This is a genomic window from Rhodococcus sp. UYP9 (assembly GCF_040547235.1).
In the GTDB taxonomy this organism is placed as follows: domain Bacteria; phylum Actinomycetota; class Actinomycetes; order Mycobacteriales; family Mycobacteriaceae; genus Rhodococcoides.
Genome location: NZ_JBEPPH010000003.1, coordinates 195,779 through 219,207 on the forward strand (window position 1 = coordinate 195,779; position 23,429 = coordinate 219,207).

Consider the following 23,429-nt stretch of genomic DNA (forward strand, 5'->3'; position numbering starts at 1 on the left):
CATCGTAGTTCGGCGACAGTGCACGCGAGCGCAGCGAATCGCGGTCTAGTCCAGAAGGACTGTGGTGAACGTGGCGACCTGCTCGAGGCCGATACGGCTGTACGCGCGGCGCGCAGGCCAATTGAAGCTGTTGACGTACAGGCTGGCGATACGACCGCTCCGCACCACGGAGTCGACGACGGTAGCTGTACCCGCCGATCCGAGACCCTGTCCACGGTAGAGCGGGTGAACCCACACACCTTGAATCTGGCCGACCGATGCGGACTGTGATCCGACTTCGGCCTTGTAGATGACTTGTCCGTCCTCGAATCGCGCCCATGCCCGGCCAGCGGCGATGAGACTGGCGATCCGACGGCGGTAACCCCTTCCGCCGTCGTTTGCCTGTGGATCGACACCGACTTCCTCGATGAACATGGCTACGGCGGCACTGAGGTAGACGTCGAGCTCGTCGGCGTGCACGAGTCTGACCAGAGGGTCGGGAGGAAATACCGAATACGTCGATGTCGCCAACAGTGGTTGCTCGCTGCGCAGCTCGCGCGGCGCACCCCAATCGGGTTCGAGCATCTCCCACAACGGCAATGTCAGTTCGGCGCGGCCGACAAGCGAAGAACACATCCGCGGACCACGACAAGCGCGGTCGGCGAACGAGCGGAGATCATCGACCGAACCGAGGAGCGGAACGAGGTTGGCACCGTAGAAGCACAAGGACTCGTCCGGGCCACCTCGGCTCCACATCTCGCCGTGGAACGACCGAGGGTCGAGCCCCGAATCCTGCACTCGAGCCGCGATCATGCACGAGGCAACCGGGTCGGCGTCGAGGACACGGAGAACATGCGCCGTGTCCTTCCCGCTCAGCGGCTTCGCGCCCAAGAGCTTGAGCACCTACGCCACCTCCTCGACCAACACATCCACTGACATCGAAGACCAGATTGCCAGACTTACGGGCGCAAGTGTGCCAATCAGCTGACGGTCACAACCGGCGCACCGGCCTCAGCGTCCGTATCATCGCCGAATTCCTCGGCGATTCGCATTGCTTCCTCGATCAAGGTCTCGACGATCTGTGCTTCGGGGACCGTCTTGATGACCTTCCCCTTGACGAAGATCTGTCCTTTGCCGTTGCCCGACGCGACTCCGATGTCTGCATCGCGAGCCTCGCCCGGTCCGTTGACGACGCATCCCATGACCGCTACGCGCAGCGGGATGTCCATGCCCTCGAGGCCTGCGGTCACCTGGTCTGCGAGTGAGTAGACATCGACCTGCGCGCGCCCACAGGACGGGCACGAGACGATCTCCAGCTTGCGTGGGCGAAGGTTGAGCGACTGAAGTATCTGGTTGCCGACCTTGATCTCCTCGGCCGGCGGTGCCGACAGTGACACGCGAATGGTGTCCCCGATCCCCCGCGCGAGAAGAGACCCGAACGCCACCGCTGACTTGATCGTCCCCTGGAATGCGGGTCCGGCCTCGGTGACTCCGAGGTGCAGCGGATAGTCGCATTGCGCCGCAAGTTGCTCGTAGGCAGCGACCATGATGACGGGGTCGTTGTGCTTGACCGAGATCTTGATGTCTCCGAAGCCGTGCTCCTCGAACAGTCCTGCTTCCCACAGCGCCGATTCCACGAGCGCTTCGGGTGTGGCCTTGCCGTACTTGTCCATCATCCGTTTGTCGAGCGAACCAGCATTGACGCCGATCCGGATGGGGATGTTGGCCTCGCGGGCCGCCTTCGCGACCTCTTTGACACGCCCGTCGAATTCCTTGATGTTGCCAGGATTGACTCGGACGGCCGCGCACCCGGCATCGATCGCCGCGAAGATGTACTTGGGCTGGAAGTGGATATCGGCAATGACCGGTATCTGGCTCTTCCTGGCAATGATGGATAGCGCGTCGGCGTCCTCTTGTGTGGGGCATGCCACCCGCACGATGTCGCATCCCGACGCCGTCAACTCTGCGATCTGCTGCAGTGTCGCGTTGATGTCGTGGGTCTTGGTGGTGGTCATCGACTGCACCGAGATCGGGTGGTCGCTGCCGACACCGACGGTGCCGACCTGCAGTTGACGAGTCTTACGTCGAGGAGCGAGTACGGGAACCGGCGGCGCCGGCATTCCCAATCCGACTGACACAGTCACTTCGTTGCCTTCTTCCCTAGCTATGAGCACGAGTGTATCTAGAACAATCGGATCGGGTTCACGATGTCCGCTGTGAGAGTGAGCAACATGTACGCACCACCGATCACGATCACCACATACGTGACGGGCATCAACTTCATGTAGTCGACGGGTCCACCGTCTGCCAGACCACGACGCTTGCGGAAGAAATTGCGGATCCGCTCGTAGATGGTGACGGCCATGTGTCCGCCGTCGAGGGGAAGCAGCGGCAGCAGGTTGAAAATGCCGAGGAAGAAGTTCAGGCTCGCGAGCAGCAGGACGAATACCGGCCACAACGACCTCTCCACCAGTTGCCCGCCGATCACGCTGGCACCGACCACGCTGATCGGTGTTTCCGGGTCTCTTTCCCCTCCGGTGACCGAGGTCCACAAGTCCGCGACCTTGCTCGGCATCTGCACCAGCCGATGTGCGGTTTCGACGAACATGTCGCCGGTGAACGCGAACGATGCAGGTATCGCCGCGAGCGGGTTGTACTGGGTCGGATAGAAATACGCGAGCTGAATGCCCACCGCACCCACGGTTGTCGACTTACGCCCGGTCTCGGTGCCGTCGCGTACCCAACGCTGGACCTGCTGGATCGATACGGGGAAGGTCAGCTCACGCCCGTCACGTTCGACCACGAAGTCTGCGGTTCCGGACAGCGGCTGGGTGGCCGCGACAACATCGGCGAAGTCTGCAGTAGGAGTGCCGTTCACCGAGACGATGACGTCCCCCTCACGGATACCCGCGGAATAGGCCGGACTGGGTCCACTGCATTCCGGGTAAGTGAGATCTTCGTTCTGTGTCGCTGTCACACAGGGCATCTCGCCCACCATCGCGTTGCTCGGCTGATTGAGATTCGGCAGTCCCCAGCCCACAGCGAGCGTGAAGATGAGTAAGAAACCGAGAACGAAGTTCATCGCTATTCCGCCGAGCATGACGACGAGACGCTTCCACGTCTTCTGTCGATACATCGCACGCTCGATTTCGTCGGGCGCAAGCTCGTCGATCGCGGTCATCCCGGCGATGTCGCAGAACCCACCTGCCGGTATCGCCTTGAGTCCGTACTCCGTCTCACCGCGCCGAAAAGAGAACACCTTCGGACCGAAGCCGATGAAAAAGCGTCGAACCTTCATGCCCGTGGCGCGGGCGGTCAACATGTGACCTGCCTCGTGCAGGGCGATGGATACCGTGATTCCCAGGGCGAACAGAATGACGCCGAATGCGAACACCATCTTCGATCAATCCTTCTGTTTCAAAAGTGCGCGGGCGTGACGACGAGCCCAGGAATCGGCTTCGAGTACCTCGTCCACGGTAGTGGGAGTGGCAGTCCACTCGCCGCTGCCGGCCCCGAGGACCTCCCTGACGGTGTCGACGATCCGGGGGAATTCGATACGGCCTGCGAGGAACGCCTCGGCCGCGACCTCGTTCGCGGCGTTGTAGACCGCCGTCATGCAACCCCCGAGAATTCCCGCCTCACGCGCCAGTTGGACAGCCGGAAACACTCGATCGTCGAGCGGTTCGAAATCCCAGGAGAACGCGGTCGTGAAATCGAGGGGTCGGGCAGCATTCGCGACCCGGTTCGGCCATCCCAATGCGAGCGCGATGGGAAGACGCATATCGGGCGGACTGGCCTGCGCGATGGTCGATCCATCGAAGAAGGTGACCATCGAATGCACGATCGATTGCCGATGAACCGTGACATCGATCCGCTCGTACGGGATACCGAACAGCAGATGGGTTTCGATCAGTTCGAGCCCTTTGTTCACCATCGTCGCGGAGTTCAGCGTGTTCATCTGTCCCATCGACCAGGTCGGATGCGCCGCTGCCTGCTCAGGAGTGACAGTTTTCAACTCCTCCTCCGACCAACCGCGAAACGGGCCACCCGACGCTGTCAACACCAGGCGCTCCACCTCCTCGGCTCGGCCACTTCGAAGACACTGTGCAAGAGCAGAATGTTCGGAGTCCACTGGCACGATCTGCCCGGGAGCAGCAGCCCTGAGGACGAGCTCCCCGCCCGCGACCAAGGATTCCTTGTTCGCCAGGGCCAGCGTTGCTCCGGATTTCAACGCCGCGAGTGTCGGCTCGAGCCCACGCGAGCCGACCAAAGCGTTCAACACGACGTCGGCCTCGACCGACTCGACGAGTTCGGTGACGGCCCGATCGCCGGTCAGGACGTTCGCCAGTTCCACTTCGGCACCCGTATTCGGGTCTGCGACCGCGACGGACGAGACCCCGGTATTGCGGATCTGACGTCCGAGCAGGTCGATATTGCGACCGCCCGCAGCGAGCCCGACCACCTCGAACAATTCGGGATTGGCAGCGATCACCTCGAGGGCTTGAGTTCCGATGGAACCGGTGCTGCCCAGGAGCAACACCCGGACAGGACGCGATACTGGAGGTGTTCGATGCTCGGGCACTCGTTCATTGTTCCTGATCGACTCTGAGAGTCACCTGTGCGGCCGCCATCCGTGGCACGCTGGGCTCTCATGGAGCTCACCTATCCCGAGATCGGCGGCACCAAGGGCCCGTTGCCCGCCGGCTACCACCACCTCGATCGTCGAGTGCACATCGGCACCGGACGCGATGCATTCGAAACAGCAGCCGACGCGCTGTCGGGATGGCAGATGCATCGAAAGTCGGGACTCGGTGTCGACGCATCGACCCCGACAGCCGAGGTGGACACCGTCGTAGTGCTGAGGCTGGGTCCGATTCGGATTCCCTGCCGCGTCGTGTACCTCATCGACTCGCCCGATCGACGGGGGTTCGCGTACGGCACCTTGACTGGACACCCAGAGCAGGGCGAGGAGTGTTTCGCTGTCGAATTCGATCCGACGAACGGCGATGTCTTCGCGCACATCCGCGCGTTCTCACGACCCGGTCGCTGGTTCACTGCACTCGGCGGGCCTGTCGGAAGATGGGTCCAAAGACTCTTCACCGACAGGTATCTGGCCGCTTTGCGTGCTTACGCGGTGTGACTTCGCGCCGTCGTCCGCTACTTGCGCCCCTACTCGCTACTACTGCCGGTCGTATGCCAAACTGAGTGCGCACACGCATGCCGGACTTTCGGCTGCACCCTGACCCGAGAGGATCGACCGGTGGCACAAACCGAACTGGACCCCGCTTCGTACGACCCGGTCGAGTACACCCACGAGGACATAGCAGAGGTACCTTCGGCCGATTGGGGCTGGAGCGGTGAGTCGAACAAGGCGATGCGGATCGCCGCTATCGCCGTCGCGGTCTTCCTGCTGCTCATGATCCACGGAAACCACACAGGCGGAATCGAAGACCTGTACCTCATCGGCTTCGCCATTGCGCTCGTCGGCATCGTGGTTCGCGACATCATCGTCCGCCGGAAGCCTCGATAGCACGCAGAACCAAAAGAACCCGATAGCTGCACGGAGCAGATATCGGGTTCTTTTTGCGCTGTTCGTCAGTTCTCAGCGGCGAGCTGACCGCAAGCGGCAGCGATTTCCTGACCGCGAGTATCACGAACGGTGCACGAAACACCCTGTGCAATAACCCTTCTCACAAATTCACGTTCGACAGGCTTCGGGCTGGCGTCCCACTCGCTTCCCGGGGTCGGGTTGAGCGGAATGAGGTTGACATGCACTCTCGAACCGAGCGCCTTGTGCAACTTCTTACCCAGCAGGTCCGCACGCCACGGCTGATCGTTCACATCTCTGATCATCGCGTACTCGATCGACACTCGACGGCCTGTCTGATCTGCGTAGTATCTCGCCGCCGACAGCACCTCGGCCACCGACCACCGGTTGTTCACCGGCACCAAGGTGTCGCGCAACTCGTCGTCCGGAGTATGCAGCGATACTGCAAGCGTGACGGACAAGCCCTCGTCGGCGAGTTTGCGGATAGCAGGGGCCAAACCCACGGTCGATACGGTCACCGACCGCTGCGACAGTCCGAGTCCATCGGGTGCCGGCGAGACGATCTTGCGCACAGCGGAGACGACACGCTTGTAGTTGGCCAAAGGCTCACCCATGCCCATGAACACAACGTTCGACAGGCGTCCCTCGCCTCCTGGCACGACGCCGTCGCGTAGATCCGCTGCCGCCGATCGAACCTGGTCGACGATCTCGGCAGTGGAAAGGTTGCGATCCAGTCCCCCCTGCCCGGTGGCGCAGAATGGGCAGGCCATCCCGCAGCCGGCCTGACTCGAGATACACAGAGTCGCCCGATCCGGATACCGCATCAGAACGCTTTCCAGCAGCGTGCCGTCGTTGGCCTTCCACAGCGTCTTTCGGGTGTCGCCATCATCACACGACAAGTGCTTGATTGCCGTGAGCAGCGGCGGGAACAGGTCCGCTCCGACCTTTTCCCGGATCGCTTCAGGAAGGTCGGTCATTTTGGTCGTATCCGCTTCGAGCCTGCCGTAGTAGTGGCGCGCAAGTTGGTCGGCACGAAAGGCAGGAAGCCCCAGATCCTTGATTGCCGATTTCAGTCCTTCGCGATCCAGGTCGGCGAGGTGTCGTGACGGCATCCCGCGACGGCGATCCGCGAACACCAACGGCAGTGTCGGCCTCGTTCGCGGGCGGGCGCTCTCGGCTGTGGATTCGTCGGCGGTCATAGCAGAATCACTCATAATAAATCCAGTGTCCCACTACTGGGCACTTCTCTCCTATTCAGCGCGCAATTTCCAGCCCCACGGCGAGGGGTAGCCGAACGGCGTCGTTCTGCTCCGAATCTTCCCTCGCGAGGGCTTCGATCATCGCTCTCGTACGAAGGGTTCGCATCCTCCAGGTCAGGCGAGCCGCCAAACGCAAGTAAACTAACCCGCGGTGAACAGAATGCACAGAAGAATGGCAACGCCGTACTGAATCGATAATGTCGGTCGTGCCCGATCTCACCGCAAGGAGCCCGACGTGACCACTTTCATGGAGACCCCAGTGACATTTGGCGTAGCACCGGAGCGAGCACGCTCGTGGTTGCTGGTACCCGCTACCCAGCCCGAAGCATTCGCGACCGCAGCCGCATCGGAAGTGGACGCGGTAATCCTCGACATCGAGGACGCTGTGGCACCGCATGCAAAGCCTGCGGCACGCGGCGCCGTCGTCGCGTGGCTCGAAGCGGGCAACTCGGCATGGGTCCGCATCAACGATGCGACGACGCCGTACTGGGCCGACGACCTCGAAGCGCTCTCCGGCCTTCGCGGCCTGGCAGGCATCATGCTCGCGAAAACCGAGAGCGGCGGCCAGGTCGATGCCACAGCGGCACGAGTGACAGCTGGGACACGCATTCTCGCTCTGGTCGAGTCCGCAGTCGGCCTCGAGGCGACACCGGAGATCGCTCGCGCGGACTCCACCTTCCGGTTGGCTTTCGGCAGCGGCGACTTCCGTCGAGACACCGGGATGAGCGACGAACCACTCGCCATGGCGTACCCACGCTCACGGCTGGTGGTGTCGAGTCGCGCTGCACGCCTTCCCGGACCCATCGACGGCCCGACTCTGACCGCCAACGACAGCATCCTGGCGCGCGATTCGGCCCTTACCGTCTCGATGGGCATGACCGGAAAACTGTGTATGCATGCGGAACAGGCTCCCGTCGTCAACCGTGTACTCGCTCCAGCCCCAGGAGATGTCACCTGGGCCGACGAGGTCATCGACACACTGGGCGTCGATGGCGTGCACGTGAAGGACGGCAGCGACCTGCCACGACTCGCCAAGGCAATCAAAATTCGCGAAGCGGCTGGAATATTCGGCATCACGGCCGAGAACAACCCCGCTTAGATTCGTTCGAGTCCAACGGGCTTGCGTCGCGAGTGAACTCGATATCGCACATCGACACCCAGGCCGGGGATGCTCCGTGCAGCCCTGGCCGCTGTGCGCGCCGTGAATTCGATACCCAGAACCGCATCCAGGGTCGCTCTATCGGCGAACTCCCAGCGCGTATCGACCCGGGTCAGATCGAAACCCTGGGCTGCAAAGAACGATTCGACGGCCGCACAGTCGTATTTCGGTAGGTCCGCCCGCATCCAGTCACCGTAGGGCGATGCCCCGACGTCGAGGTCCACCACGACGAGCGTTCCACCCGGCCTGAGCACACGCATCGCTTCCGATACACCGCGGCCGCATCCTGGCCCGAAGAAATACGCTGTCCGCGCGTGCACGATATCCACCGAGGCGTCGTCGAGCGGCAACGCCTCGGCGCTGCCCGACACGACCTCGACGTTCTCGAGCCCGACAACTCGGGTCCTCGCCGCGTCCACTAGAGGGCCATGCGGCTCGACACCCACGACTCGGTGAGCCCGCGAGGCGAACAGCGGCAGATGGAAGCCGGTGCCACATCCCACATCGACGATGGTCCGGCCGTCCCAGGGCGCGATCCTTTGCAGTTCTGCAGGTATACGCCCGTCGACGTCCTGTGCACGATTCTCCGACTCGTAAACCTCGGGCCAATGCCAGATGTTAGGACTCGGAATCGAACGAAACGGCGGCGACATCGTCGGTATGTCAGAGAAGGGTCGGTATCTCAGAGAAGGACTGTGAAGATCAACCACGCGACGAACGCCGACGGCAGGAGCGAGTCGAGGCGATCCATGATGCCGCCGTGGCCCGGCAACAAGGTCCCCATGTCCTTGATCCGAAGATCGCGCTTGACCTGAGATTCGATGAGGTCGCCCAGCGTGCCGGTCACAACGAGGACGACGCCGAGCAGAACACCGATCATCGAGTTCGCATCGAGAATGAGTGTGACAGTGAGCAGGCTGCCGATGACACAGAAAAGGAGCGACCCAGCGAGTCCTTCCCACGACTTCTTAGGACTGATCGCAGGCGCCATCGGATGCTTACCGAACAGCACCCCGGCGACGTAACCGCCGACATCCGAACACACGACGGCGATGAGAAACACCAGAACGCGGCCTGCTCCGTCCTCCTGCAGAACCATCAGAACCGCGAAGGATGCCAGCAGGGGCAGCCAACATGCCACCAGGATGGTGACCGCAAGTTCGCGGAGATAGTTTTTCGGTGCCGAACCGAGGCCCTGCTGTAACAGCAGCCAGACCATGCACACCAGAACAGTGCCTGCGGTAGCGCTCAGCACTCCGGTGGTTCCCCATGGCCAGCCGAGCCAGATTATCGCTTGACCGCCCACGATCAACGGAATCCGCGGAACGAGCACTCCGGCTTCACGAAGGCGCCTGGCCACCTCATAGGTAGCGATGGCGAGCGCGACCGCAACAACGCCGATCCAGACCAGCGGCGCGAACACCATGATCAGAATCAGCGAAATACCCAAGCCACCGCCCACCGCAATTGCCGCCGGCAGATTGCGACCCGCTTTGCCCGTCGCTTTCGGCACCGGATCCCCTATCGACTTCGGCTCGACGTGGGTAGCGTCGACCGACTCCCCTGGCGTCGAGGGGTCGGGTACGGCAGAGCCCAGTGGCCGTTCCGATCCCACCACGACGCCATCTCCTTGCTTCATCATCTATGTCCGACTCTTCCGGGAGAATCAGACCTCCATCAAGTCCGCTTCTTTACGCTTGACCAATTCGTCGATCGACACGGTGTACTTCGAGGTGGTCTTGTCGAGCTCGTTCTCGGCCCGTAGGACCTCGTCTTCGCCCGCCTCGCCATCTTTCTGAATACGCTTGAGCTCTTCCATCGTCTTTCGACGCACATTGCGGATCGCCACCTTGGCGTCTTCGCCCTTGCCCTTGGCCTGCTTGGCGAACTCGCGGCGGCGCTCCTCCGTCAGCTGAGGAATGCTGATACGAATGAGGTTGCCATCGTTCGTCGGGTTCACACCGAGATCGGAGTTGCGAATCGCAGTCTCGATCGGCCCGAGCTGTGCAGGCTCGTACGGCTTGATCACTACCATCCGGGCCTCGGGGACACTGATACTCGCCAGCTGGGTGATCGGCGTCGGGGAACCGTAGTACTCGATCACAATACGGTTGAACATGCCTGGATTGGCCCTGCCGGTTCGGATGGACGACAGGTCGTCGCGTGCAACGGTGACCGCCTTCTCCATCCTTTCCTCGGCATCGAAAAGCGCTTCGTCTATCACGGCTTGACCTCCATCGTCTTTGCTGATGATCCAGCATGTTCGAGTACGTGATCGGAAACGATCACGATGTGACCAGTGTCCCGATCTTCTCACCCGCGACAGCGCGGGCAATATTCCCCTGGATGAGCAGGTTGAACACCATGATCGGCATTTGATTGTCCATGCAGAGACTGAAGGCGGTGGCGTCGGCGACCTGTAAGCCCTTCTCGATGACCTCACGATGTGTGATCGATTCGAACATCGTTGCGTCCGGGTCGAGCCTCGGGTCGGCCGAGTAGACGCCGTCGACGGCCTTCGCCATCAGAAGCACCTCTGCCCCGATCTCGAGAGCACGCTGCGCAGCCGTCGTGTCGGTCGAAAAATACGGCATACCCATTCCGGCACCGAAGATGACGACTCGGCCCTTCTCCAGATGGCGACGCGCGCGAAGCGGCAGATAAGGCTCGGCGACCTGCCCCATCGTTATCGCGGTCTGCACACGGGTGGCCACACCCTGCTTTTCCAGAAAGTCCTGCAGAGCAAGACAGTTCATCACAGTTCCGAGCATGCCCATGTAGTCGGAGCGGGAACGGTCCATCCCCCGCTGCTGCAGTTCGGCACCCCGAAAAAAGTTGCCTCCGCCGATGACGACAGCAACCTGAACTCCGGTGGCTACGACCTCGGCAATCTGCTCGGCAACGTTGGTGACGACGTCAGGGTCGAGACCTACTTGGCCTCCTCCGAACATCTCTCCACCCAGTTTGAGCATCACTCGCTTGAATCCGGGCCTGTCGGTGGCGGGATCGGTCATAACTCTCCTCGGTTCTCGCCGGTCGATTGCGCACGGTGAATCAAGGGCACTCCAAAGGCACCCACTACCCATATCCTGCCTTATCGAAGCCGCCACGGACTAAACACCCGCCTGACGCGACACATCCTGGCGTGGCAGCAAACAAAAAGTTGCCGTCCGCTCGACCGGAGTCGAGCGAACGGCAACCTCAAAAAATTTGCTCGGTATCCGCGATCAGCTTGCGCCGACCTCGAACCGTGCGAAACGCGTGATCTTGACGCCGGCATCGTCGAGGATCGCCTTCACGGACTTCTTGGAATCCTGAACCGAGGACTGCTCGGTGAGCACGACATCCTTGAAGAATCCGTTGACACGGCCTTCGATGATCTTCGGGAGTGCCTGCTCTGGCTTACCCTCTTCGCGAGCGGTTTCCTCGGCGATACGACGCTCGGAAGCGACGATGCCCTCAGGAACCTCGTCGCGCGTGACGTACTTGGCCTTGAGCGCGGCAACCTGCATCGCAGCACTGCGAGCAGCCTCAGCAGCAGCCTCGCCCTCACCTGTGTATTCGACGATCACGCCGACAGCCGGCGGCAGATCCGCGCTGCGCTTGTGCAGGTAGATCGCAACCGGGCCCTCGAACGAAGCGACTCGTCGGAGTTCGAGCTTCTCGCCGATCTTGGCCGACAGCTCGCCCAGCGCCGCGTCCACGGTCTTTCCGTCGAGGTTCAGTGCCTTCAAGGCCTCGACGTCGGCGGGCTTGCCTTCGGCGGCAACAGCGGCGACGGAGTTCGCGAACGTCTGGAACTCTTCGTTCTTGGCGACGAAGTCGGTCTCGGAGTTGATCTCGAGTAGCACGCCGCCCTTGGCGACCACGAGACCTTCGGCGGTGGACCGCTCGGCACGCTTGCCGACGTCCTTGGCGCCCTTGATGCGTAGTTGCTCGACAGCCTTGTCGAAGTCTCCCTCGGCCTCGGCTAGAGCGTTCTTGCAGTCCATCATTCCGGAGCCGGTGAGCTCACGGAGCCGCTTGACGTCAGCGGCGGTGTAGTTCGCCATGTTGAGCGAGCCTCCTCGAATGCTGTGGGTGGGCAGAGCATAAAAGTTCTCGAATACTGCAGAAAAGGTCCTGATAGGCGTGGTTCACGCCTATCAGGACCCCATCGATCAAGCCTGCGTTGCCGGTGCTTCTGCGGCAGGCGCATCAGCGGCGGGTGCTTCCGCGGCAGGCGCCTCAGCATCGGCAACGGGTGCCTCTGCTGCAGCTTCCTGCGTCTCAGCCGCTGCGGGCGATGCCTGTGCAAGCTGCTCGAGCTCCCACTCTGCAAGTGGCTCGCCTGCGCCGACCTCGGGCTTCGCGTCGGTAGCAGTGTTGAGACCCGCACGAGCCTGTACACCCTCGGCCACTGCAGATGCAACGACCTTGGTCAGCAGTGCTGCGGAGCGGATTGCATCATCGTTGCCCGGGATCGGGTAGTCGACGACGTCAGGGTCGCAGTTGGTGTCCAGGATCGCGATGACCGGGATCTTCAGCTTGCGCGCCTCGCCGACGGCGATGTGCTCTTTGTTGGTGTCGACGATCCAGATGGCCGAGGGAACCTTGGCCATGTCACGGATTCCGCCGAGGGTGCGGTCCAGCTTGGTCATCTCACGCGTCAGCATGAGGATTTCCTTCTTGGTGCGTCCCTCGAAGCCACCGGTCTGCTCCATTGCCTCGAGCTCCTTGAGGCGGATGAGACGCTTGTGGACCGTCTGGAAGTTGGTGAGCATGCCACCGAGCCAGCGCTGATTCACGTAGGGCATTCCCACGCGAGTTGCCTCAGCGGCGATGGACTCCTGAGCCTGCTTCTTGGTGCCGACGAACAGAACCGTGCCACCGTGGGCGACGGTTTCCTTGACGAACTCGTAGGCCTGATCGATGAAGGTCAGAGTCTGCTGCAAGTCGATGATGTAGATGCCGTTGCGGTCGGTGAAGATGAATCGCTTCATCTTCGGGTTCCAACGACGGGTCTGATGTCCGAAGTGAGTGCCGCTGTCGAGCAGCTGCCTCATAGTTACTACAGCCATGGCTGAATAACTCGCTTTCATTTGCCGGTTGACGCAGAGTGTCGTTCGACCCCTGCCCTGGCGACCGCTGGTTGCCGAACCCACTCGAAATAAAGTGGGACCGCCGACAACCGGGTATGTGACTTCCATTAACGAAATGGCTGCCTCAAGACGCGGACGCGCGAAGTCGACCCGTGTGGGCACAGGTCGCTCCGACAGTGTACGGCCTGAAAGCCGCAGCTCATAACCAGGGCGGAGGTCAAGGGACGACGAGATATGTGGACAAACTTTCCGTCTGTCCACAGGCAGTACAACCGCACCCTGAAGAATTGCCTGAACCGACATTCTGAATACCATGAAAGTCCTGGCAGCAGCCCTCGTCATCACGCTGATCTCGGCCGCCGCCGGCCCGGCCGACGCCTCCCCGTCCGGAGCTTCCCCTCCGAGCCCGTCGCAGGCATTTCACTGGCCGTTGTCGCCGCGACCCGCAGTGATCACCGTTTTCGACCCTCCCGAGCATGACTGGCTCCCCGGCCATCGCGGCGCCGACCTGGCAGGGAGCTCCAATCAGGCAGTCCGCGCAGCAGGGCCTGGCACAGTCGTGTTCGCGGGCCGAGTAGCAGGAAAACCCGTGGTCTCGATCGACCACCCAGGCGGACTTCGCACCACTTACGAACCGGTGACCGCCTCGGTCCACGCCGGGATGCGGGTCAGAGCCTCAGAGATCGTCGGCAAGCTCGAACCGGGTCATCCCAGCTGCACGGAAGTGTGTCTGCACTGGGGTGTGCGACGAGGCCGGGAGTACCTCGACCCGTTGGCGCTGGTCCACTTCACACCGATTCGACTCAAGCCTCTTCACGCGAGCTAGCTCGAACGAGGTTCGAGTACAACCGAATTCGAATGGGCCCACGAATCGAGGGACAAATCCGCGTGAGCCAGACGCACCCGATTCAGCGCCAACTCGGGCCCGAATGCCGTCCGGATGCTGCCGGAAAATCATCGGCCACCATCGCCGCAAGCTCGACGAACGCCGAGCGCGTCTGCGGACGAAGAAGGTCCAGATCGACCACGGCACCCTCGGCCAAATGCTCGTCGAACGGTACGACGAGCACTGCGCGGCACCGTTCCAAGAAATGCTGAGTCAGCAAGTTCATATCGACCGCCGACGAACCGGGCCGAACCGAACTGATCACGACCACCGTGCGCTCGACCAAGTGCCCATAACCGTGCAGCTGAAGCCAATCGAGCGTGGCCGCTGCGCTACGCGCGCCATCGACAGCGGGTGAGGAGACGAGCACGAGTGCGTTTGCCAGTTGCAGCACGCCGTTCATCGCCGAGTGCATGATGCCCGTGCCGCAGTCGGTCAATATCAAGTTGTAATAGACCTGGAGCATATCGATGACGGAACGATAGTCCTCTTCGCCGAACATTTCCGATGCCGCGGGATCGCGTTCCCCGGCAAGAACTTCCAATCGACTCGGCGCTTGCGAGGTATGCGCACGGATGTCGGAATAGCGTCGAACGTTGGGAGCATCCGCCAGCAGGTCGCGCACCGTCGACGACGTCTGACGCGGGACCCGTTCACCCAGGGTTCCGAAATCCGGATTCGCATCTACCGCGATTACGCAGTCACCGCGCAGCGACGCGAAAGTCGAACCGAGGCCCAGGGTCGTCGTGGTCTTGCCGACACCACCTTTGAGCGAGAGAAACGCGATGCGATAGTCACCCAGAACCGGTTGCCTTATGCGCTCCACTTGGTTGCGGTAGCGCTCCTCAGCAGTCGATTCACCAGGATTGATCACCCCACCGGTAAGTCGATGTACCCCCTTGCGCCAGCCCGACGAGGAAGTGCGCCGCGGACGCTTGAGGAGGGTGTCGGGAGCGAGATCCTGGCTGGTCGGCTGGTACTGCGCTCCGAACGGCTGATTCGGTCCCGGTGTTGCACCGGAGGCCGGATCGCTGGGCGGATAGCCGTTGGGGGTTCGACTACTAGGAGTTCGACTACTGGGGGCTCGACCGCTGACGGGCTGAACCTGCTGGGAACGGACGGCAGAAGGACCCGACCACGGTGGGGTCCAGTCATCGACGCGATCGTTGCGAGCAGGGTCGGGAACCACTTGCGAGGGTGGAGCGTAGCGCGGTGGCGCCTGGCGATCGGTCGACCGACTCGATTGCCACGGGGCCACTTGCCGGTCGCCGGTCGCGGGTTCGTCGCTACGCGAACCCGAGTCTGCGGACGATGCCTGTGTCCACACCGGCTCGATCGGCGACGAGTTCGATCGAAAAGGATGACCAGAACTCGCCTGGGCACGGATCGACCACGCGGCGCTAGCGCCTTGTGGTTGTTCGCGGTCCACGGTCCCCCCGTATCCGGATTTCGACTTCAGCTTTGGACTCCACTGCAGTTTTCGAACTGAGCAGCAGTTACGCAACACAATACTTTGCGTACGGTTTGTTTCGCCACGACGCTACCAAACTCGCCCGCGACAAGGGTGGTTCACGCTCGCGGATGCGCTTGGTCGTGCACCGCCCGCAATCGCTCCACCGACACGTGAGTGTAGATCTGAGTGGTTGCAAGGGAAGCATGCCCGAGCAACTCCTGTACCACCCGAAGATCGGCACCGCCCTCGAGAAGGTGGGTGGCCGCGGAGTGCCTCAACCCGTGCGGCCCTATGTCGGGTGCACCGGGTACCGCCGACACGACCTCGTGCACAGCCGTCCGGGCCTGGCGGGGATCTATACGGGCGCCTCTGCGACCCAGCAGCAGCGCGCGTCCCGAACGATCGTTGCTCAACGCCGGACGCCCGTGCAACGACCAGGCCTCGAGGGCGTGCGCCGCTGGAACTCCGTACGGTGCCGAACGTTCTTTGTCACCCTTTCCGATCACGCGGACCAATCGTCGATCGGCATCGATGTCGTCGAGGTCGAGTCCGCACAGCTCGCCGACTCGGATTCCGGTGGCGTACAACATTTCCACTATCAAGCGATCTCTCAGTGCAAGTGGATCGAGTTCTGCCGCGCCGGATTGGGCCTGGGTCAGCGCCTCGGAGGCTTGACTCTGCTTGAGAACCGAAGGCAGTGAGCGCCGGACCGCCGGTGTTGCCAAACGCAACGCTGGATCTGAGGTCATGCGGGCACTACGAGTGAGCCATGCGGTGAAGGCACGGGCCGAAGACGTGCGTCTGGCCATCGACGTTCTAGCGGATCCGTGCCGAGCCTGATCCGCCAGCCAGGACCGGAGTACCCGCAGATCGAGGTCGGCCAGCGTTGCCGACGCGTCACGCCGGATGAGATGACGGAGCAACGACTCTGCATCGGCCACGTATGCACGCACGGTGTTGACCGATCGGTTGCGTCCGATCTCGAGATGCTCGGCATACTCCTCGAGGTGTACGCGCAGCGTCGGTGGGAGCTCGTCTTCGGCCATTCACACAGCCTTACCGCTGCACTGCCGGGGAGCAACCAGCCGCGCCGGACCTCTCACCTTGTTCATGCGCCGAGACAGGACGTCCGTCGCTAGCCGGTCACGCTTCGGCCTCGGCCAACTCACGCTTCCACACCCGGAAGGTCTCCTCGGTGCGTCCGCGTCTCCAGTAGCCGGAGATCGAAGCCCACTCAGCAGGAACACCTCGGTCTTTACGCACGTAGCCGCGCAGGTTGTGCATCACGGCCTGTGCTTCGCCATGAATGAACACCTGGGCCTGGCCCGGTAGCCATTCGGTATTTCGAACGGCCTCGATCAGCGGTGAGTTGTCCCCGGCCTTGTCGTCACCGACCTCGCCGGAACCGGCCCCGCGGTGAATCCACGTGACGTCCACGAGCGCAAGCGTCTCCATATAGATTTCGTCCTTGCGGTCCGACACCTCGACGAACACCTTCGCAATCGCGTCTTCCGGCAGTGCCTCGACCGCAGCGGAGATGGCTGGGATAGCAGATTCGTCGCCGGCGAAGAGATGCCAATCCGCCTCTGGACGCGGCTTGTAAGCGCCGTTGGGGCCATAGAGGCCGATGCGGTCGCCTGCCTTCGCGTTGGCCGCCCAAGGCCCGGCAATGCCCTCGTCACCGTGGACGACGAAGTCGATCGCAATCTCGCGAGCGTCGACATCGACAGAGCGCACCGTGTAGGTGCGCTTGACTTCCGCGTCCTCCGAGCCGAATGCGAGCTTTACGTACGAGTCGGTGAAGTCAACCGGTTGGAAGTCCTCGAATCCTGGATCGCCGAGATACACCCGTTGCATGTGCGGTGTCAGTGATTCCGTACGGAGGACGGTCAGGACGGTTTTGCGTCGTGCCACTTTTCAGCCTTTCCGAGCTGTTGACATAGTTTTGCTGCCTAGAGGAGTAAGTGTTACCTAACACCCTACCGTTCCCGGTGGTTCCCCAGGTTGCTCACGTGCGAACCACCCGGGACCACCCGGTCTCGTCACTTGCTACGAACCCGTCCAGTTCCAACAGAGGCAATACCGATCGAACAGTAGTCAGAGGCAACGACGACACATCGGAAAGCTCACGCGGCGAAAGAGTTCCGGTCGCAGGTAGCGCCTCGTACACCAACAACGCCGACTCTGACAATGCATCGATATCGCGGAACATCGAGGGCCTACCCTCGTCGGTCTCCCCCGCCATTCCTGCTTCGGCGACCACATCGTGGGCATCGGCAACCAAACGCGCTTCGCCTTCACGAATCATCCGGTGGCAACCCTTCGATGCCGCCGACGTCACTGGACCCGGAACTGCAAGTACCGGGCGTCCGAGTTTGCGAGCCCACCCAGCTGTGTTGCGTGCACCGCTGCGCCAACCAGCCTCCACGATGACCACAGCCGACCCGAGGCCTGCGACCAATCGATTGCGAGCGAGAAAGCGGTGTTTGGCCGGCGTCGTGCCGGGGGCGTACTCACTGATAACGGCCCCCGTTTGTGCTATTCGGTGAAGCAACCGGGAGTGTCCCGAGGGATATGCTCGGTCGACTCCGCACGCGAGTACCGCCACGGTCGAACCGCCCACGCCCAATGCAGCTCGATGGGCGGCCGCATCGATCCCGAATGCCGCCCCCGATAAAACCGTCCAGCCGTCGACTGCCAAATCTCCGGCAATCTCGGCAGTCACGTGCTCGCCGTACGCCGTGGCGGCACGTGTACCGACGATCGACACGGCTCGCTCGGTCAACTCCGCCACGGAAGCTGCGCCGAGAACCCACAAGGACAACGGCGCACATTGATCGGTGCCCACCGGCATCCCAGCACCGTCGAACGCGAGAAGTTTCCACATCGGCCACTCGTCATCATCGGGGGTGATGAGCCGACCACCCAGAGATGCAACAAGATCGAGGTCCGCGCGTGCAGTGTCGATATGCGAGCGGACCTGCAATCGCTCACCGAGTGCCCCACGGGAGACGGCATCGGCGGCACCTTCGGGACCTGCCTCGGCTGCGAAGTCGCGAAGTACCCGATGTGGCCCCTGAGCAACACGAGAGAGGTACGCCCAGGCCAGGCGCCGTGGATCGTGCGTCGTCACCTCGTCCCCCTGTCTCGAAAGTCCAAAGCGGCTCCCACCTCGCCGATGCCTGGCATGTCTCCCCCCGCCAGATCGTTCAAAGTCCAGGAAACGCGAAGAGCACGATCGGCACCTCGGGCGGTCAGCGAACCATTACGAAGCGCTCTCTCGACCGGAACCAAGGCTTCACGCGAGAGTGTGAACTTCTGCCGCAGCGCAGGTCCAGGAACCTCGGCGTTTGTCCGCCACCCGTATTCGCGCCAACGTTCGGCTGCCTGCTCGCGTGCCGCGATGACGCGGGCACGCACGTGCTCGGTGGTCTCTCCGAGCTCGTCCGTCAATGCACCGGTAGCCACTCCCATCATGGCGATACGCAGATCGACGCGGTCGAGAAGCGGACCGGACAGCTTGCCGAGGTACTTTCGCCGAACCATCGGCGCACAAACACAATCGGCATTTCTGGCCGGCGCACACGGGCACGGATTCGCAGCCAACACCAATTGAAAACGTGCCGGATACCGAGCCACGCCATCGCGGCGCGCAATCCTGATCTCGCCGTCCTCCAACGGAGTTCTCAACGCCTCCAGTACTTTCAGACCCATCTCGGCACATTCGTCGAGGAAGAGGACGCCCCGGTGCGCTCGACTGACTGCACCTGGCTTCGCCATGCCGGTTCCACCGCCCACGAGCGCGCTCACCGACGTCGAATGGTGAGGCGCGATGAAAGGTGGCGAGGAAATCAACGGCCGCTCTGTGGTCAACAGGCCTGCAACCGAATGAATTGCGGTCACCTCCAATGCCTCCGATTCGGTCAGGGGTGGGAGAATTCCTGGAAGTCGTTGTGCCAACATCGTCTTGCCGATTCCCGGAGGTCCGGTCAGCATGACGTGATGCGCACCGGCCGCAGCGACTTCCAAGGCCCACCTCGCCTCGGACTGGCCGACTACCTCGCTCATATCCGGATATTCCACGTCTTGCCCGAATTGCCCGGGAATCGGCCGGCTCAATTCGACTTCCCCCCGGAGCCATTGGACGACTTCCTTCAACGACCCTGCCCCGAGCACTTCGATACCGTCGACAAGACCTGCTTCTGCCAGTGCCGCGATCGGCACCACCACTCGTGACCACCTCGCCCGTTTGACTGCCAACACACCTGGCAGAACGCCGCGCACCGGACGAAGGCGTCCATCCAATGCCAATTCGCCTAGGAAAACGGTCTTTTCGAGCGATCGCCGCGGGATCTGTCTGGCTGCATCCAGAACCGCCAACGCAAGGCCGAGGTCGTAGACGGAGCCTACTTTCGGCAAAGTAGCTGGGGATAGTGCCAGAATTACACGAGAATCCGGCCAACTATTGCCAGAGTTCGTTACGGCCGCCTTTACTCGGTCTCGTGACTCGTTCAACGCTGTGTCCGGGAGTCCTACCAAATGAATTCCCGGCAATCCGCGGCCGATATCTGCTTCGATCTCCACTACTTGGCCATCCACACCGGACACGGCCACCGAGAAAGCGCGGCCCAGTGCCATCAGAACACCCCACGCAAATGCGTCACGACCGGATCGGCACCTCGTGCCATCACGATAGCGACCACGTCGAAACGCATTCTCACCCAGGGGCTGTCACGGTTCTCCAGCCAGGCCAGCGCGAGCTTACGTATCCGCTGCTGTTTCGCGTACGTCACCGACTCTGCCGGAGTTCCGTAGCCGGTCCCCGAACGGGTTTTCACCTCGACGAAGACGAGAACCTCGCCCTCACGCGCGACTATGTCGAGTTCCCCGTACCGGCATCGCCAATTTCTCTCGACTATTTCCATTCCGCTATCGACCAGACGCAGAGCGGCCAAAGCCTCCCCGCGCGCCCCCAAGTCCGAATTGGACATCGCACTCCCCACGGTCGTCGGTTCGCCGATCTGCCGAACCCACAACCGACGATGCGCCAAGGAAGGACCGAGGATCCGCATCCTCGCAGCTCGAGAATCACCCTGTGGACAAGCGAATCGCCTGTGGATTACCACTGAAATTCAACTCGTCGGGGGGCATACGTGACGTACCCATGTGCATGGCACCACACCCCCGAAGGCACCACAAACAAAGCAATGCCCCAACCTTCTTGGTCGGGGCATTGCTCGAAGTCCAGCTACGTGGATGAAATCCCTACGCGAGATTAACTCCCTGCGTGAAATGAACTCAATGCGCTGCTTCGTACGCTGCTTGCACGTCCTGGCTGATTCGACCGCGTGCGCTCACGTCATAACCATTTTCCCGCGCCCATGCGCGAATGTCCTGCAGGTCGACCTTGCCACGGGCGGAGGCCGGTGAAGTCTTGCGTGCTCGACGACCCGATACTTTCTCTGAATGCTCGATCCAGAATGCCAACTGCTCGTGCAGTTCGTTTGCATGCTTCAGGTTCAGGTCGATGCTGTACTGATTGCCACCGATACTGAATTCGATGGTCTCACCCTGTCCGTCCTTGATGACCGAACCGTCGACATCATCGATCATTTGGACGAGTGTCTTGCGTGCCATGTCCGAACCTCTAACAGTCGAGGGAAGTGCTTATAGAGCCGTTTCTACCACCAATTGGCTCATTCTCCCAACATTGGACAGAAATCCACAGCAACGTTTCAGCTTTCATATTGAGCAAAGACAGCCGATTTCGAGACATCCGCAAAACAGGCGAGCAGCCAATTCCCTTGTCCTGCACTCAATATGGAATTGACTCTCACGCTATTCGATCACCGATTGCGGCGATTCACTGAGCTGAAAAGTTACTGCTGCACAATCGACCACAAAACCTGACCCAGTACGAAGCATAGCGCGGCTGCACCGATCAATTGAGCACACATGACGAGCGTCTTGCGCGAGCGTCGCCGGCCCACGAGATAGGTGCCGGCCGCAATCAACAGCAGCCACAGTGTTACCGACACGGGAAATGGTCTACTCGGGCAAACGCAGGTCGGTTTTCTCGAGTTCCTCGATGTTGACGTCCTTGAACGTGATCACCCGAACATGCTTGACGAAACGTGCCGGTCGGTACATATCCCACACCCAGGAATCGGACATTCGCAGCTCGAAATAGATCTCGCCGTCCGCGTTGTGGGGAATGAGTTCGACGGAGTTGGCGAGATAGAACCGGCGCTCAGTCTCGACCACATAGTTGAACTGACCGACGATGTCCCGGTACTCCCGATACAACGAGAGCTCCATCTCGGTTTCGTACTTTTCGAGATCCTCGGCACTCATCGGTTAGTTCTCATCCTCCGTCGGCTGGCATGAAGTTCAATCATCGCGCATTGCGTTCATCGCAGTCCATTCGGCCCAGGACCGACGCTACTTCGTCGGTCCTGCCTGCCGCGGCAGCCGCAACGTTGGCGTACGACATTCGGTGTTGCGAGCACGGCCCGAGTTCCGACATCGCTACCGCATGAGCTTTGGTGCTGTAACCCTTGTGAACCGCGAAGCCGTAACCAGGGATTTCTGCATCCATCTCGACCATCACTCGGTCTCGCGATACCTTGGCGAGAACACTGGCCGCAGCAATGCACGCGGCCGTCGCGTCGCCGCCGATCACCGGGAGCGACGGAACCGGCAGTCCAGGCACCCGAAATCCGTCGGTGAGAACATATCCGGGCATCATCGAAAGACCTGCCACAGCTCTTCGCATTCCCTCGATGTTGGCGACATGGACACCGATTCGATCGATCTCATCGGCATCGATGAACACCACACTCCAGGCGAGCGCCAGCCGTTGGATCTTCGGAAACAGTTCCTCACGACGCTTCTCGGTCAACTTCTTCGAATCATTCAGATCTGCCAGCGCGGGGTGTGCTTTCCCGCCGAGCACACAGGCGGCGACGGTCAGCGGTCCGGCACATGCACCCCGCCCTGCTTCGTCGACGCCTGCCACCGGCCCCAGTCCATTGCGTTCGAGTGCGGACTCCATCGTCCGCAGCCCCGAAGAGCGACGAATGACAGGACGCGGTGGCCACGGTGGACGACCTCGTGATCGACTCGAACTACTCATTGCCCGTGTTCAGCTCACTGTCCCTGGATGTCGGGCGAGTCGAGGGTGCCGAACCGCGATGGCGGCAGTGCGATGAGGAACGCCTTGCCGATCACATTGTCGATCGGCACGGTCCCCATCAGCTCGTCCGAGACATGGAACCGCGAATCGGCCGAATTGCTTCGATTGTCACCCATGACCCAGACGTTGCCCTCGGGCACGGTCACGGGCGCAAAGCAACGACCGGACTTCAGCTCGGTATCGCAGGTCATGACGTCAGGCGTAAACGGGAAGTCCATCTGAATATAGGGTTCGTCGAGCGGCTTACCGTCCACGAGAACACGCCCCTGAGCGTCGCAGCACTCTACGGTCTGTCCCCCGGTGGCGATCACACGTTTGACGAGATCGTTTTCGTCCGGTGCGACGACACCGATCAGCGAGCCGACTTCCTCGGCGCCACGGATTATCGCGTTCGACGACCTGTGGGAGGTGAATTCGCTGTTCCACGAGTCAGGGCCACGGAAGACGATGACGTCACCCGGCTTGGGGTCTCCGAAGCGATAGCCGATCTTCTCCACGACGATGCGATCTCCGGTGCACCCGGCGCAGCCATGCAGCGTCGGTTCCATCGATTCGGACGGAATCAGATACACGCGGGCAACGAATGTCTGGAGCAGGAAGCTCAGAACCAACGCGACGAGTATCAGTATCGGCAGTTCACGCCAGAAGGATCGAGGCTTTTTCTCACGACGCGTCTCTTCCGACTTCTCACTGTGCGAATCGGACGGCCGGTTCGGATCCTGCTGGGAATCTGTCACGGCACTAGATTAGCCCCAGTCTTCGTGTGTTTATTAGCCGCAGTCTCTCCGAGCTTCGAACGGTGCATCGACGCGTGGCGACCAAACGAGCAGCGGTGATGAGAACAAGAAAGCGCCACACCGACCCGAGGG

26 protein-coding genes are annotated in these 23,429 nt (G+C 61.6%); 4 read left to right on the top strand and 22 right to left on the bottom strand.

Features of this window, described 5'->3' with window-relative positions:
* Positions 1-45 precede the first annotated feature (45 nt).
* From ABIB36_RS10620 to dxr, 4 genes are all read right to left on the bottom strand, one after another.
* Positions 46-882 (bottom strand): GNAT family N-acetyltransferase, encoded by an 837-nt coding sequence (locus tag ABIB36_RS10620; RefSeq protein ID WP_084348615.1) that lies wholly within the window; start codon positions 880-882, stop codon positions 46-48.
* Positions 883-959: 77 nt separating this feature from the next.
* The gene (gene ispG / locus ABIB36_RS10625; RefSeq protein ID WP_084348946.1) at positions 960-2,099 is read right to left on the bottom strand and encodes a flavodoxin-dependent (E)-4-hydroxy-3-methylbut-2-enyl-diphosphate synthase; all 1,140 of its coding nucleotides are present in this window, start codon (positions 2,097-2,099) and stop codon (positions 960-962) included.
* A gap of 62 nt (positions 2,100-2,161) precedes the next feature.
* On the bottom strand, positions 2,162-3,376 hold the full coding sequence (locus ABIB36_RS10630; RefSeq protein ID WP_084348614.1) for a M50 family metallopeptidase: 1,215 nt from the start codon (positions 3,374-3,376) through the stop codon (positions 2,162-2,164).
* Between the two features lie 6 nt (positions 3,377-3,382).
* The gene (gene dxr / locus ABIB36_RS10635) at positions 3,383-4,561 is read right to left on the bottom strand and encodes a 1-deoxy-D-xylulose-5-phosphate reductoisomerase (protein WP_306294120.1); all 1,179 of its coding nucleotides are present in this window, start codon (positions 4,559-4,561) and stop codon (positions 3,383-3,385) included.
* A gap of 69 nt (positions 4,562-4,630) precedes the next feature.
* Between dxr and ABIB36_RS10640 the strand changes: the two genes are divergently transcribed.
* Together ABIB36_RS10640 and ABIB36_RS10645 are read left to right on the top strand one after the other, a co-directional pair.
* On the top strand, positions 4,631-5,119 hold the full coding sequence (locus tag ABIB36_RS10640; protein WP_084348945.1) for a DUF1990 domain-containing protein: 489 nt from the start codon (positions 4,631-4,633) through the stop codon (positions 5,117-5,119).
* 120 nt (positions 5,120-5,239) lie between these two features.
* Positions 5,240-5,509: a DUF2631 domain-containing protein gene (locus ABIB36_RS10645; protein ID WP_084348612.1), complete on the top strand. Its 270-nt coding sequence runs from the start codon at positions 5,240-5,242 to the stop codon at positions 5,507-5,509.
* A 65-nt stretch (positions 5,510-5,574) separates the two neighbouring features.
* On the opposite strand, the gene rlmN is transcribed toward ABIB36_RS10645, so the two are convergent.
* Entirely contained in the window at positions 5,575-6,726 is a 1,152-nt protein-coding gene (rlmN, locus tag ABIB36_RS10650) for a dual-specificity RNA methyltransferase RlmN (RefSeq protein WP_354559714.1), read from the bottom strand.
* 307 nt (positions 6,727-7,033) lie between these two features.
* On the opposite strand from rlmN, the gene ABIB36_RS10655 reads away from it, so the two are divergent.
* Complete coding sequence (locus tag ABIB36_RS10655) at positions 7,034-7,885, top strand: HpcH/HpaI aldolase/citrate lyase family protein (RefSeq protein ID WP_084348610.1); 852 nt, start codon at positions 7,034-7,036, stop codon at positions 7,883-7,885.
* On the opposite strand, the gene ABIB36_RS10660 is transcribed toward ABIB36_RS10655, so the two are convergent.
* From ABIB36_RS10660 to rpsB, 6 genes are all read right to left on the bottom strand, one after another.
* The gene (locus ABIB36_RS10660) at positions 7,882-8,598 is read right to left on the bottom strand and encodes a class I SAM-dependent methyltransferase (RefSeq protein ID WP_084348609.1); all 717 of its coding nucleotides are present in this window, start codon (positions 8,596-8,598) and stop codon (positions 7,882-7,884) included. The two genes, ABIB36_RS10655 and ABIB36_RS10660, sit on opposite strands and share 4 nt — an antisense overlap.
* Positions 8,599-8,627: 29 nt before the next feature.
* Positions 8,628-9,587, bottom strand: coding sequence for a phosphatidate cytidylyltransferase (locus ABIB36_RS10665; RefSeq protein ID WP_084348608.1), 960 nt, complete (start codon positions 9,585-9,587; stop codon positions 8,628-8,630).
* 24 nt (positions 9,588-9,611) lie between these two features.
* Entirely contained in the window at positions 9,612-10,169 is a 558-nt protein-coding gene (gene frr, locus ABIB36_RS10670; RefSeq protein WP_084348607.1) for a ribosome recycling factor, read from the bottom strand.
* Positions 10,170-10,230: 61 nt separating this feature from the next.
* Complete coding sequence (pyrH, locus tag ABIB36_RS10675) at positions 10,231-10,959, bottom strand: UMP kinase (RefSeq protein ID WP_084348606.1); 729 nt, start codon at positions 10,957-10,959, stop codon at positions 10,231-10,233.
* A gap of 213 nt (positions 10,960-11,172) precedes the next feature.
* Positions 11,173-11,997: a translation elongation factor Ts gene (tsf, locus tag ABIB36_RS10680; protein WP_354559529.1), complete on the bottom strand. Its 825-nt coding sequence runs from the start codon at positions 11,995-11,997 to the stop codon at positions 11,173-11,175.
* A 108-nt stretch (positions 11,998-12,105) separates the two neighbouring features.
* Positions 12,106-13,005, bottom strand: a complete 900-nt coding sequence (rpsB, locus tag ABIB36_RS10685) for a 30S ribosomal protein S2 (protein WP_084348944.1) — start codon at positions 13,003-13,005, stop codon at positions 12,106-12,108.
* 334 nt (positions 13,006-13,339) lie between these two features.
* On the opposite strand from rpsB, the gene ABIB36_RS10690 reads away from it, so the two are divergent.
* Positions 13,340-13,852 carry a M23 family metallopeptidase gene (locus ABIB36_RS10690; protein ID WP_084348604.1) on the top strand — a complete coding sequence of 171 codons (513 nt, stop codon included), beginning with the start codon at positions 13,340-13,342 and terminating at the stop codon, positions 13,850-13,852.
* A gap of 82 nt (positions 13,853-13,934) precedes the next feature.
* Here the strand turns inward: ABIB36_RS10690 and ABIB36_RS10695 are convergent, their stop codons facing one another.
* The 11 genes from ABIB36_RS10695 to lepB all read right to left on the bottom strand — a co-directional run bounded on the left by ABIB36_RS10695 (position 13,935) and on the right by lepB (position 23,297).
* Positions 13,935-15,101 (bottom strand): MinD/ParA family ATP-binding protein, encoded by a 1,167-nt coding sequence (locus ABIB36_RS10695; RefSeq protein ID WP_502944879.1) that lies wholly within the window; start codon positions 15,099-15,101, stop codon positions 13,935-13,937.
* A 380-nt stretch (positions 15,102-15,481) separates the two neighbouring features.
* On the bottom strand, positions 15,482-16,411 hold the full coding sequence (locus ABIB36_RS10700) for a tyrosine recombinase XerC (RefSeq protein WP_354559524.1): 930 nt from the start codon (positions 16,409-16,411) through the stop codon (positions 15,482-15,484).
* Positions 16,412-16,508: 97 nt separating this feature from the next.
* Positions 16,509-17,279, bottom strand: coding sequence for a siderophore-interacting protein (locus ABIB36_RS10705; protein ID WP_084348601.1), 771 nt, complete (start codon positions 17,277-17,279; stop codon positions 16,509-16,511).
* 94 nt (positions 17,280-17,373) lie between these two features.
* Complete coding sequence (dprA, locus tag ABIB36_RS10710) at positions 17,374-18,498, bottom strand: DNA-processing protein DprA (protein ID WP_084348600.1); 1,125 nt, start codon at positions 18,496-18,498, stop codon at positions 17,374-17,376.
* Complete coding sequence (locus ABIB36_RS10715; protein ID WP_354559521.1) at positions 18,495-20,003, bottom strand: YifB family Mg chelatase-like AAA ATPase; 1,509 nt, start codon at positions 20,001-20,003, stop codon at positions 18,495-18,497. The genes dprA and ABIB36_RS10715 overlap by 4 nt, the downstream gene beginning before the upstream one ends.
* Positions 20,003-20,356, bottom strand: coding sequence for a YraN family protein (locus ABIB36_RS10720; RefSeq protein WP_084348943.1), 354 nt, complete (start codon positions 20,354-20,356; stop codon positions 20,003-20,005). Before ABIB36_RS10720 ends, ABIB36_RS10715 begins: the two co-directional genes overlap by 1 nt.
* A 307-nt stretch (positions 20,357-20,663) precedes the next feature.
* Complete coding sequence (locus ABIB36_RS10725) at positions 20,664-21,002, bottom strand: histone-like nucleoid-structuring protein Lsr2 (RefSeq protein ID WP_084348598.1); 339 nt, start codon at positions 21,000-21,002, stop codon at positions 20,664-20,666.
* A 242-nt stretch (positions 21,003-21,244) separates the two neighbouring features.
* On the bottom strand, positions 21,245-21,403 hold the full coding sequence (locus ABIB36_RS10730) for a hypothetical protein (RefSeq protein ID WP_168708264.1): 159 nt from the start codon (positions 21,401-21,403) through the stop codon (positions 21,245-21,247).
* A gap of 10 nt (positions 21,404-21,413) precedes the next feature.
* Entirely contained in the window at positions 21,414-21,719 is a 306-nt protein-coding gene (locus ABIB36_RS10735) for a DUF2469 domain-containing protein (RefSeq protein WP_084348597.1), read from the bottom strand.
* A 40-nt stretch (positions 21,720-21,759) separates the two neighbouring features.
* The gene (locus ABIB36_RS10740) at positions 21,760-22,500 is read right to left on the bottom strand and encodes a ribonuclease HII (protein ID WP_084348596.1); all 741 of its coding nucleotides are present in this window, start codon (positions 22,498-22,500) and stop codon (positions 21,760-21,762) included.
* A 14-nt stretch (positions 22,501-22,514) separates the two neighbouring features.
* Complete coding sequence (gene lepB / locus ABIB36_RS10745) at positions 22,515-23,297, bottom strand: signal peptidase I (protein WP_084348595.1); 783 nt, start codon at positions 23,295-23,297, stop codon at positions 22,515-22,517.
* Between the last annotated feature and the right edge of the window lie 132 nt (positions 23,298-23,429).

Bases quoted from the DNA above. Each gene is read 5' to 3' on its own strand.
- ispG (WP_084348946.1), bottom strand. From the start codon at position 2,099: ATGCCGGCGCCGCCGGTTCCCGTACTCGCTCCTCGACGTAAGACTCGT.
- ABIB36_RS10640 (WP_084348945.1), top strand. From the start codon at position 4,631: ATGGAGCTCACCTATCCCGAGATCGGCGGCACCAAGGGCCCGTTGCCC.
- ABIB36_RS10690 (WP_084348604.1), top strand. From the start codon at position 13,340: ATGAAAGTCCTGGCAGCAGCCCTCGTCATCACGCTGATCTCGGCCGCC.
- rpsB (WP_084348944.1), bottom strand. From the start codon at position 13,005: ATGGCTGTAGTAACTATGAGGCAGCTGCTCGACAGCGGCACTCACTTC.
- ABIB36_RS10725 (WP_084348598.1), bottom strand. From the start codon at position 21,002: ATGGCACGCAAGACACTCGTCCAAATGATCGATGATGTCGACGGTTCG.
- ABIB36_RS10720 (WP_084348943.1), bottom strand. From the start codon at position 20,356: ATGTCCAATTCGGACTTGGGGGCGCGCGGGGAGGCTTTGGCCGCTCTG.
- ABIB36_RS10715 (WP_354559521.1), bottom strand. From the start codon at position 20,003: ATGGCACTGGGCCGCGCTTTCTCGGTGGCCGTGTCCGGTGTGGATGGC.
- tsf (WP_354559529.1), bottom strand. From the start codon at position 11,997: ATGGCGAACTACACCGCCGCTGACGTCAAGCGGCTCCGTGAGCTCACC.
- rlmN (WP_354559714.1), bottom strand. From the start codon at position 6,726: ATGACCGCCGACGAATCCACAGCCGAGAGCGCCCGCCCGCGAACGAGG.
- ABIB36_RS10660 (WP_084348609.1), bottom strand. From the start codon at position 8,598: ATGTCGCCGCCGTTTCGTTCGATTCCGAGTCCTAACATCTGGCATTGG.
- ABIB36_RS10665 (WP_084348608.1), bottom strand. From the start codon at position 9,587: ATGATGAAGCAAGGAGATGGCGTCGTGGTGGGATCGGAACGGCCACTG.
- ABIB36_RS10700 (WP_354559524.1), bottom strand. From the start codon at position 16,411: ATGGCCGAAGACGAGCTCCCACCGACGCTGCGCGTACACCTCGAGGAG.
- ABIB36_RS10655 (WP_084348610.1), top strand. From the start codon at position 7,034: ATGGAGACCCCAGTGACATTTGGCGTAGCACCGGAGCGAGCACGCTCG.
- pyrH (WP_084348606.1), bottom strand. From the start codon at position 10,959: ATGACCGATCCCGCCACCGACAGGCCCGGATTCAAGCGAGTGATGCTC.
- ABIB36_RS10735 (WP_084348597.1), bottom strand. From the start codon at position 21,719: ATGAGTGCCGAGGATCTCGAAAAGTACGAAACCGAGATGGAGCTCTCG.
- ABIB36_RS10740 (WP_084348596.1), bottom strand. From the start codon at position 22,500: ATGAGTAGTTCGAGTCGATCACGAGGTCGTCCACCGTGGCCACCGCGT.
- ABIB36_RS10630 (WP_084348614.1), bottom strand. From the start codon at position 3,376: ATGGTGTTCGCATTCGGCGTCATTCTGTTCGCCCTGGGAATCACGGTA.